Origin of the sequence: uncultured Ligilactobacillus sp. (genome assembly GCF_948826705.1) — a bacterium.
In the GTDB taxonomy this organism is placed as follows: Bacteria; Bacillota; Bacilli; order Lactobacillales; family Lactobacillaceae; genus Ligilactobacillus.
Map to the genome: position 1 here is coordinate 1 of NZ_CAQLEL010000078.1, position 9,949 is coordinate 9,949.

11 protein-coding genes are annotated in these 9,949 nt (G+C 39.4%); 5 read left to right on the forward strand and 6 right to left on the reverse strand.

The window, feature by feature from the left end; genetic code table 11:
• Positions 1-170: 170 nt before the first annotated feature.
• A complete protein-coding gene (gene murB / locus Q9Q35_RS05310) occupies positions 171-1,076 on the reverse strand; it encodes a UDP-N-acetylmuramate dehydrogenase (RefSeq protein WP_304652480.1) in 906 nt (301 codons plus the stop codon).
• Between the two features lie 122 nt (positions 1,077-1,198).
• Between murB and Q9Q35_RS05315 the strand changes: the two genes are divergently transcribed.
• On the forward strand, positions 1,199-1,960 hold the full coding sequence (locus tag Q9Q35_RS05315; protein WP_304652470.1) for an exodeoxyribonuclease III: 762 nt from the start codon (positions 1,199-1,201) through the stop codon (positions 1,958-1,960).
• 29 nt (positions 1,961-1,989) lie between these two features.
• Positions 1,990-2,529 (forward strand): 3'-5' exonuclease, encoded by a 540-nt coding sequence (locus Q9Q35_RS05320; RefSeq protein WP_304652471.1) that lies wholly within the window; start codon positions 1,990-1,992, stop codon positions 2,527-2,529.
• Positions 2,530-2,656: 127 nt separating this feature from the next.
• Here Q9Q35_RS05320 and tsaE read toward each other — a convergent pair whose 3' ends face one another.
• The 3 genes from tsaE to Q9Q35_RS05335 are packed head-to-tail and all read right to left on the reverse strand — an operon-like array spanning position 2,657 to position 4,793.
• A complete protein-coding gene (gene tsaE, locus Q9Q35_RS05325) occupies positions 2,657-3,109 on the reverse strand; it encodes a tRNA (adenosine(37)-N6)-threonylcarbamoyltransferase complex ATPase subunit type 1 TsaE (protein WP_304652472.1) in 453 nt (150 codons plus the stop codon).
• Position 3,110: 1 nt separating this feature from the next.
• The gene (gene pta, locus Q9Q35_RS05330) at positions 3,111-4,088 is read right to left on the reverse strand and encodes a phosphate acetyltransferase (protein ID WP_304652473.1); all 978 of its coding nucleotides are present in this window, start codon (positions 4,086-4,088) and stop codon (positions 3,111-3,113) included.
• The gene (locus Q9Q35_RS05335; protein ID WP_304652474.1) at positions 4,089-4,793 is read right to left on the reverse strand and encodes a uracil-DNA glycosylase; all 705 of its coding nucleotides are present in this window, start codon (positions 4,791-4,793) and stop codon (positions 4,089-4,091) included.
• A 137-nt stretch (positions 4,794-4,930) separates the two neighbouring features.
• Here Q9Q35_RS05335 and Q9Q35_RS05340 point away from each other — a divergent pair, with 137 nt between their 5' ends.
• The 3 genes from Q9Q35_RS05340 (at position 4,931) to Q9Q35_RS05350 (ending at position 6,567) form a co-directional block, all read left to right on the forward strand.
• Entirely contained in the window at positions 4,931-5,800 is an 870-nt protein-coding gene (locus Q9Q35_RS05340; protein WP_304652475.1) for a Cof-type HAD-IIB family hydrolase, read from the forward strand.
• A 35-nt stretch (positions 5,801-5,835) separates the two neighbouring features.
• Complete coding sequence (locus Q9Q35_RS05345; protein ID WP_304652476.1) at positions 5,836-6,348, forward strand: LURP-one-related/scramblase family protein; 513 nt, start codon at positions 5,836-5,838, stop codon at positions 6,346-6,348.
• 66 nt (positions 6,349-6,414) lie between these two features.
• Positions 6,415-6,567, forward strand: a complete 153-nt coding sequence (locus tag Q9Q35_RS05350; RefSeq protein ID WP_304652477.1) for a hypothetical protein — start codon at positions 6,415-6,417, stop codon at positions 6,565-6,567.
• A 156-nt stretch (positions 6,568-6,723) separates the two neighbouring features.
• On the opposite strand, the gene Q9Q35_RS05355 is transcribed toward Q9Q35_RS05350, so the two are convergent.
• Positions 6,724-7,914, reverse strand: coding sequence for a PD-(D/E)XK nuclease family protein (locus tag Q9Q35_RS05355; RefSeq protein ID WP_304652478.1), 1,191 nt, complete (start codon positions 7,912-7,914; stop codon positions 6,724-6,726).
• Between the two features lie 255 nt (positions 7,915-8,169).
• Positions 8,170-9,819 carry a phosphoenolpyruvate carboxykinase (ATP) gene (locus tag Q9Q35_RS05360; protein ID WP_304652479.1) on the reverse strand — a complete coding sequence of 550 codons (1,650 nt, stop codon included), beginning with the start codon at positions 9,817-9,819 and terminating at the stop codon, positions 8,170-8,172.
• Positions 9,820-9,949: the final 130 nt, after the last annotated feature.

Below are 9,949 nucleotides of genomic sequence, written 5' to 3' on the forward strand. Positions count from 1 at the left end.
ATCAGTAAAGGAATCTATTGAATATTTCAACACGCAACGTGCATATGCATCAAAAAACGGCTTGACCGCAGAAAAATTCCGCGTTCAAACCGCATAAACTATTTTTCTATTTAAACTGTATACTTGACGGACCCCAGTGCCCATGATGGGTCTTTTGTTATAGTTTCATTTTATTTTTCTTCACCGATGATCCGAACCTCAGTCTCCAATCGTACATCGAATTCTTTTAAGATCACAGCTTGAATATGCTTGATCACGGCCAAATAATCTGTCGCCGTTGCCCCACCGATATTTACGATAAAGCCAGCGTGTTTTTTAGATACTTGCGCTCCACCGATCGTAAAGCCTTGAAGCCCTGCATCATGGATCAGTTTCCCCGTAAAATGGCCAACTGGGCGTTTAAAGACACTCCCACATGACGGATACTCCAGTGGTTGTTTAGATGCCCGCAAGAAATTGAGTTCATCCATACGTTGACGGATCTGTTGCTTGTCACCTGTTGCCAATTCAAAAACTGCTTCTAATACGATATCATCTTCAGCTTGTAAACGACTCATCCGATAACCAAATCTTAATTCTTCATTAGTGTAAGTTCTTAGCTCACCTTGAGGCGTCACAACGGTAACTTTCGCTAAAACATCTTTTATCTCACCACCGTAAGCCCCAGCGTTCATAAAGACTGCTCCCCCGATCGAACCTGGAATACCAGCAGCAAATTCTAGACCGGTCAAGCCGTGTTGATACGCTACTTCGGTCGTTTCGATCAAAGAGGCCCCCGCAGTAGCATATACTTTGCTACCATCACACCAGATCTCATTTAATTCAGTCAGGATCATCACTAGGCCACGGATACCACCATCTTGTACGATCAAATTGCTAGCATTTCCGATCACAGTTAAGGGAAGGTCGTTTTCCTTAGCAAATAAAACTAAAGCTTGTGCTTGTTTGCCCGTTGTAGGAAATGCCACGATATCCGCTGGCCCACCTGTTTTTGTATTGGTGTACAAAGATAACGGTTCAGCTAAACGGATCTTGATCTCAGGAAATTCATTTATGATTTTTTCATTTATTGTCATTGTCATGTTTTACACCTTTAAATCTCTTTTATCTTCTTAATTTTACCATTTTTTATTTTGACTTGCGATAGTCCTTGGCTTATCCTTAGGTAAATAAGTTTATTTAATAGTGAGGCATGCTGATGAAATTTATTTCGTGGAATGTGAATGGCTTGCGAGCTGTTCTAAAGAAAAATTTTTTAGAAGTTTTTACCGACTTAGATGCTGACTTCTTTTGCTTACAAGAAACCAAACTCCAAGCAGGTCAAGTTGACCTAGATCTACCTAATTACTATCAATATTGGAATTATGCGCAAAAAAAGGGCTATTCAGGAACAGCGATCTTTACCAAGAAAAAACCGCTTGCTGTATCCAAAGGACTCAAGCTCGCTGAATTCGATCAAGAAGGTCGTGTTTTAACGCTAGAGTATGCAGATTTTTATCTTGTAAATTGTTATACCCCTAATTCGCAAGATAAATTAAAGCGCTTGGATTTTCGCCTTCGATGGGAAGTTGCTTTTAGCGACTATCTGACCGATTTAGCAACCAAAAAGCCAGTCATCTTATGCGGTGACCTAAATGTTGCTCATAATGAGATCGATCTCAAAAACCCTAAGCCAAATCAAAAAAATGCCGGTTTTAGTATCCAAGAGCGCCAAGCGATGACTGCCTTATTAGCGCGAGGCTTCACCGATACTTTTAGACACTTCTACCCTGATAAAACTGGGGCTTACTCGTGGTGGAGCTATCGTTTCAATGCTAGATCACGCAATGCTGGCTGGCGGATCGATTATTTCATCTGCTCCAATGCCTTACTTCCAAAAATAAAGAATAGTCAGATCCTACCTGAGATAACTGGTTCCGATCACTGCCCGATCTTACTAGAAACCAATGAACTAAATTGAATTTATCATGACATGAAAGGAAGTTATCAATGAATTTTATTGCTTTTGATTTCGAAACTGCTAATGCTAAACGAAGTAGTGCCTGTTCATTAGCGCTTTCTGTTGTCCGCGATGGTCAGATCGTTGATGAGCTTTATTCTTTGATCGATCCACAGACTAACTTTTCGAGCTTTAACACCAAGATCCATGGCATTACAGCCAAAGATGTCGCCAATGCCCCTACATTTGCGGAACTTTGGCCTCACATCAGTGGCTTTTTTACCCCAGATCAATTAGTAGTAGCCCATAATGCACCATTTGACTGTAGTGTCTTAAATAAAACACTAGCCGCTTATGATCTAGTAACACCGAGCTTTATGGTCTTAGATACCGTCAAAACTAGTAAGAAGTTTTATCAAGATCTACCCAACCACAAATTAAACACCGTCTGTGATAGTTTAGGGATCGACCTAAAACATCACCACAATGCGCTTTTTGATAGCCATGCTTGTGCTGAGATCTTATTACACCAAGCTAAAGAATTCGGCCCAACAAAATTAAAACCTTTTGTGCGTCAATACAATAAATAATTAAAAAGTGTGCGCTAATGCGCTCAACACCGTGTAAATAACAAGGGACCTAGCATGATCTAAGATCATGGTAGGTCCTTTGTTATTGTGTTGGCAAACAATTTTTAGCTTATAACATTGTTGCCAACTATAAGTTAGCTATCAATTGTTCATAGTGAGTGCCATGTGGTTCAAAGACCAGTGTGCGCTTATCATCATCTGTTTCATCTTTTAACAGCTTGACGACCAAATATTGCGCTGGAAGTTCATCGGCGACAAATTGTGACCACTCGACTACACTGACACCTTCACCATTAAAATATTCTTCTAACCCCAGATCGGCCCCACCAGTATCTTCTAAACGATAAACGTCCATATGATACAAGGGTAAACGCCCTTCATGGTATTCACGGATCAAAGTGAAGGTCGGACTTTTGACATTTTTTTTGATCCCAAGCCCCTTGGCTAACCCCTTTGTAAAAGTCGTCTTTCCTGCTCCAAGATCACCATCTAACAAAATAAGATCTTGTGGCTTTAAATATGTGGCCAATTTTTGAGCGAGCGCTTGTGTCTGCTCTGCATTACTTACTTGAAATTCCATGTTACTTCCCATCTGCTGCCTGTGCGGCTGTGATCAATGATACTTTATAGACTTCTTCTTCGTCACATCCCCGTGACAAGTCTGAAACTGGTCGATTCAACCCTTGTAAGATCGGACCGACTGCTTCAAAGCCACCTAAACGTTGCGCGATCTTATATCCGATATTGCCGGATTGTAATTCTGGAAAGACAAAGACATTGGCTTTCCCAGCTATCGGTGATTCAGGTGCTTTTTTGGCAGCGACCCCTGGCACAAAAGCAGCATCAAATTGTAATTCGCCATCGATCTCTTCTTCAGGAGCTAATTTTTGAGCGATCTTAGTCGCTTCGATCACTTTTTCAACCAACGGTGACTTAGCAGAACCTTTAGTCGAAAAACTCATCAAAGCGATCCGGGGTTCAATATCAAATAAACGTGCGGTCTTAGCACTCTCGACCGCGATCTCAGCTAGATCTTGGGCATCAGGCTCGATATTGATCGCACAATCTGAGAAAATATATTTTTCGTCGCCACGTAACATCAAAAAAGCCCCGCTCGTCCGTCTAACATTTGGTTTTGTCTTGATGATCTGTAAAGCTGGTCGAACTGTCGCCCCAGTTGAGTGGATCGCACCCGAGACCATTCCATCTGCTTGACCTAAATAAACCAACATCGTACCAAAATAGTTTACATCTTTTAACATCTCGGCAGCTTGCTCTGGCGTATTTTTTCCCTTACGGCGCTCCACAAAAGCTAAAACTAATTTATCAAACTCTTCTTTAGGATAAGTTTCTGGATCTAGAACTTGTAAATTTTGTGGTAAAGGTTCACGGCTATGCGCTTGAACTTGTTCTTTAGAGCCTAGCACGATCGGCGTCAATAATTTTTCTTTCGCTAGGCGAACAGCTGCATTAACGACCCGACTATCATTTCCTTCTGGGAAGACCAACGTCAGTGTTTGCTTACTTACTTTTTGCTTTAATGTTTCTAAGATCTCCATTTAAAATCCTCCTTTTTGTGACACGTTTACGGTCTGTGGCAATTGCCAGTCGATCGGTGTTTCCCCCATTGCCTCTAAAGCTGCATTCGTTTTTGAAAATGGTTTTGAACCAAAAAATCCCCGACTTGCCGATAAGGGACTCGGATGTGGTGACATGATGACTACATTTTTACTCTGATCGATCAAAGCCAGCTTATTTTGTGCTGCTTTTCCCCACAAGATAAATACAACTGGCATAGGTCGCTTGGATAATTCCTGGATGGCTAGATCTGTTAAAGCTTCCCAGCCTTGATCACGATGAGAAAATGCTTGCCCATCTCGAACAGTCAGGACCGAATTGAGCAATAATACACCTTGCTTAGCCCACTTTTTTAGATAACCATGGTTTACTGGCGCGATCCCTAAGTCACTTTGCAATTCTTTATAGATATTTTGCAGTGACGGTGGGACTTTGACCCCAGGTAAAACTGAGAAACTCAAACCATGAGCTTGATTTGGTCCATGATACGGATCTTGGCCTAAGATCACCACTTTGACTTGTGAAAAAGGAGTCCATTCAAAGGCCTCAAAGATGTGGTACATATCCGGATGGATCACGTAATGACCATATTCATATTTTAAAAAGTTATGCAGTTTGGCATAGTTTTCCGATTCGAACACTGGCGCTAAAACTTGCTGCCAATCATTATGAATCAATTCTTTCAATATATTACACCTCGCATTAATTTTACCATAACTGAAAAATAATAACACTGTTAGCGCTTACAAGTACTGAGTGTGTAAAATTTTTACTTTCATGTTAGAATGAAGACATTAGATAAATTAAGGTGGGATTTTATACTATGGTTCAAATTATTGCGTCTGACATGGATGGAACATTGTTAAACGACAAAATGGTCATTTCCAAGCGAAACGCTGCTGCAGTCAAAGAAGCACAAAAACAAGGAGTCCATTTTATCGTTTCAACTGGACGTGCTTACGATGAAGTTAAGCCGCTGATCACTGAAGCAGGCTTTAACTGCCCAATGATCACCTTGAATGGTGCCTTTGTTTTAGACGAAGAAGGTAAAGAGATCAGCGCTGCTCCGATCCCAGACTCCATTGCCAAAAAGATCATGTTGACTTTGAAAAAAAATGGACTCTACTTTGAAGTGATCACAGCTAAAGGTGTTTGCTCTGATAATAAGGCTAAACGGATCGAAAATTTTGCTGAATTATTAGCAAGCATTAGTCCTGATACACCTTATAAGTTAGCTGTGACGCTGGCTTCAGCTCGGATGGAACTTATGAATATCAATTATGTTGACAACTATATGGACCTAGTTGATGATCCTAAAACTGTCATCGGCAAGATCGTGGTCTTTAGTCCTGAAGGGCAAAAAGTTTTAGGACCGATCAAAGATGAACTTTCTAAAAATGATAATCTTGTGATCACATCCTCGGGTCCCGGAAATATTGAGATCAACCACGTCAATGCTCAAAAAGGTGTCGCACTTCAGGCCTATGCGGATAGCTTGAATATCCCAATGGACAATGTAATGGCAATTGGTGATAATAACAATGACGTCTCAATGCTCAAAGCTGCTGGGATCAGTTACGCTATGGGCAACGGCAGTGATGAAGTTAAGCTGTTGGCTAAATACGTCACTGCTCCTAACACCGAAGATGGTGCTGGGATCGCGATCGAAGAAGTTTTAGCTAAGAAAAATTAAAGTCAATCAGTGCTAGCAAGAGCGAGGTGCTTAATGTGCGCAATCTATATACTCGACGCACCGAACTGTCAAATCGCGGGACCATCCGCGTCAAAGATAGTTCTGGTCGCCTGATCTACCTATTAGTTGGCAAATGGGGGCTTTCACCTGGCGTCTTATCGGTCTATGACGTTACAGGTGAAAGACTAGCCGAGATCAAACAGCGGACCCTTGGCTTTTTTCCAAAATTTGATCTCTATAACAAACGCCACCATGTTGGTTCTTTGCGACGTTATTATGGTATCAGCCATGAAATGCTCTTTGTCAAAGGGCTCAATTGGTTTATCATCGGTAATTTAATGACATTTAACTACAAAGTCTACCATGGACGCCAATGTATCATGACGATCTCAGAAGTTCAAACAGCTACTGGGACTGCCTTAGAATTTCATATTGCTGAACAGGCCGATGAACCGCTGTGTTTTTGTATTGCTGCGATCCTCGATTACTGGGCACGTCTTGACCTAAAAGCCAAAAATAAAGCTTACTATGGTAAATTAGCTTGGTGACCTGCCACACTGAATGGGTGATAAGAATGCAAATTTTTTTTACTAACTGTCGGTGGATCATTTTTAGTGCTATGTATTCAATTTTTTAGAGGTAAATGGTTACGTTTGCTGGCTGGTAACACTTTTGGTGACATTTCACCGCTAGCAGCCGCTAAAGCTGGTAAACATGTTGCTTTGATCATGCTCATCTTTGGCTTTGATCTTATTAGCTTTTGCTGACTCTAGGACAGATATGTTAAGCCTGATCTTGTTTAGCGTAGGTACGATCTATACTATAAGCTTAGTCATTTTGACTTACCACTTTTGGCTCAAGAGCTGATAATTGCAAAAAAGCGGATGGATTTGATAGCAATTCCATCCGCTTTTTTTGCACTATCAGCATTTTCTTTCTCTAATCTCTTCTATTTTACTTACAGCTTTATCTGCTACTTCATCTATATCCTCTGAAAAATCTGCCAATTTCTTAGGTTTTATACCTTTTTGCTTTTCTCCACTCCAAAACTTATAATAAACCGATCCTTTAGTATCTTCAGACTCCTTTTCCCCCCAAGATCTTACATAATAAAACTCTATTGAAAAATTTCCACTACCATCCTTGTACGTCATTTCATTCGTGTTGTTTCCTCGAAATATCCAATGAGCATATGGCTCTTTTCCAACTATCAATTCATTGTTGCTATTGCCATTTCCCCAACTCGTTCCCCAAGCTGAACCTAATATGCTTTCAGCTTTATTCCCATACCTATCTTTGATCTTATTAATCAACTCATCTAACCAAGCATCAATACTTTTATCTAGTTCCTTAATATTTTCATTTGCTACTTTTATATCACTTTTAAACACATCACATACGTGTATTCCCTTTCGGATATCCATACTTCTTCTCCTTCTCCCTGAAAACTCTAAAAATTGTCTAAATAACTCCAAGCTTCTATTTTCAAAATTGGCAACATCATATTGTTCCTTTATTATTTTTTCTACCTGCTCAAGTACCTGCCTATAAGTTAATTTAAAATCTGTACACTCTAAGCCTTTGATCCTTTCAAATTCTTCATTTTTTGGATCTAAAGCATACTTTGTTAAAAAACCTGCATAAATCTTTCCTGATTCGATGCGTAGATCTGCTAAATCCCTTTTAGCTCTACTATAATAACTTCCCCATGGGTTGTTTTCATCCCCAGAATTTATTTTATTCTCTATGATCAATACACCAAAATCACCTACTATTTCAATATCTATCCTGCCCAATTTAGAATCTTCAGATTTACTAATAGCATTGGTAACTACTTCTCGAGAAACTTTAATATTTCTGAGCTTTTGGGAAAATTCATTATTGTACTCATCTTTTAAAATTAATTTAAACAGTGCTTCTAAAAAAATAGTTTTCATCTTATGCTGTTCATCTGGGGTCAGAAAATACGCCCACACATCTGAGGAAAAAAGTTCATCATTTGATATTCTATTTAAATTAAAAATATTAAACTTTTTTTCTACTGGCAACATAGATAATGGCAATATAAAATTCAAATCTTTTTCAGTTAATAATTTATTGTTTCTTTCCGACATCATTCTATCCTCCAAAATAATTCTATTTGAGTTTGTATCTTACTACAATTTTCTTTTGTACATTAAGGATAAGCAAGTTAAAAACTTTATTTTGAATTTTTTTAATTTAAATTGGTTGCTTTTATGGATATATATTCTTTTCCGCTAGTTTCAGCTTTTTATCTAAGTAAATCTTAATAAGAAAATATACTACAGTCAATAATATAGACAAAATAAAAAACAAGTGAATTTAGATTATAAATTCACTTGTTTTTTTTATCCCAGTTTTGTGATCAATTCTTCTAATTTTGTGGTGATCTCAACTGGCAACTCTTCTTGAGGATGAGTCTTGGTGTAATTATTTACCCAATCTAGACGATCTTGCAAACGTTGGCGTAATTTTTTAGCATAGGTGGCATCATTTAGATCAACTTCATACCCCGGAATACTTAGATAACTCATCTGTGGTAATGCACCAAATTCAGTCCAATCGACCGTTTCATTGGCGATCGCTTCTAAAATCCCCAAAGTCGTATCTTTATCGATATTTTTACCATTATACGAATCCGTATTGATGATATAACAATTAGCCTGTTGTTTTTCAAAGAGTTCCTTGAAGTCTTGATAATCCTCTGTCAACGGATAAACTCTAAATGGATTAGCAAAAGGCTCGATCACTAGCTTGTCTCGGGATTCACCGATAACATTTTCCGCAGTCGAACGTTTAGTTGCTAAAGTCAGTCCAAATGTCGCTGCGATCACTGGATCCGATAATTTAACGACTGGTGGTAAACTATCATCTTTCATGATCCAAAAGATCGAATCTAGTGGTGCTTGTTCACGATCGACCCGGTTTTTAGCTGAATAACGCGACTTGATCGTCCGCCCATTGCCATTGCGTAGATCATCGGTCACCAAAGTCTTTTTGCCCTGCATATCTTGAGTGACCCCGACATTCATTACCGTAGTGAAGTACTCCATTTCTTTTGAACCAGGTAAATAATCACTTGTCTTGTCAAAATACGCTGGCTCAAGGGCGATCGAACTCCCATTCTTACGATCAATGATAAAAGCGTCATCATGTAAGATCGTGATATCATCAAACTTTCCAGCGTGTTTAGCGTGGGTCAAGGTCGATTTACCTGAACCTGAAAGACCATAGAAAGCAAAGACTTTATCTTGTTTGTCTTTGAAATGAAATGTCTTTTCGCCCCCATGACAAGCGGTATAGCCATTACGATGCGCTGTTGCCCAAGCCAGCGTCAAAGTCGACTTCTTTAACTCACCAAAATACCGTAGGCCTAAGATCGCAGCCACATTATGTTCCGGATCAAAAAGCGCTAAACCATCTGGATATTGAGGATCATGCCATTCAGGATCACAGTAGATATATATATCGTCTTCACTGTACGGTTTGGAAGTGGCATAGCGCTTGGCATACTCAGGATCAAGGATCTGGAAATTCAGTAAATACGATAGCAAATTGACCTCATATCCCTTTGGTACCATTAAATGAGCTTTTAACATGAACTCTTCGTCCAAGCCTACGATCGCTTGCGCTTGATAAAACTGACGCACTTCACCTTGATAGACTGCTTCGCGCAAAACAGCTTCTAATTCAGCATTATCTACCCCAGGGCGGTCTAAGATCTTCCGTGCAGCTGCTGTTCTACCTACAACTCGCCCATGATTATCAACTAACATCACAGCATCTTTAGGCAAGCCTAGTTCACTGGTATGCTTGATCGGTTGATCGGTCACGATCGTTTTTGGACTCTTTTTAGCTAGCTCATATGCCATTTTTAAGTCAGTTACCGCCTGAACATTATTTCCATAAAAGGCAGTCTCAATGATCGTTTTAGTTGGTGAAAACAAGCGATCACGTCCATTTATCTCAGTCATTTCAAATCTTTCACGTGTACTCATCTTCCTCTACACCCCATTCTCTAAATATTTAAAAAAGCTTTAAAATTAGCAATTAAAGCACTTACATTAACAAGAATAGTTTAGCACAGATCGTATCAAAATAGTTAAATTTTACACCTTAAAAAAAGAG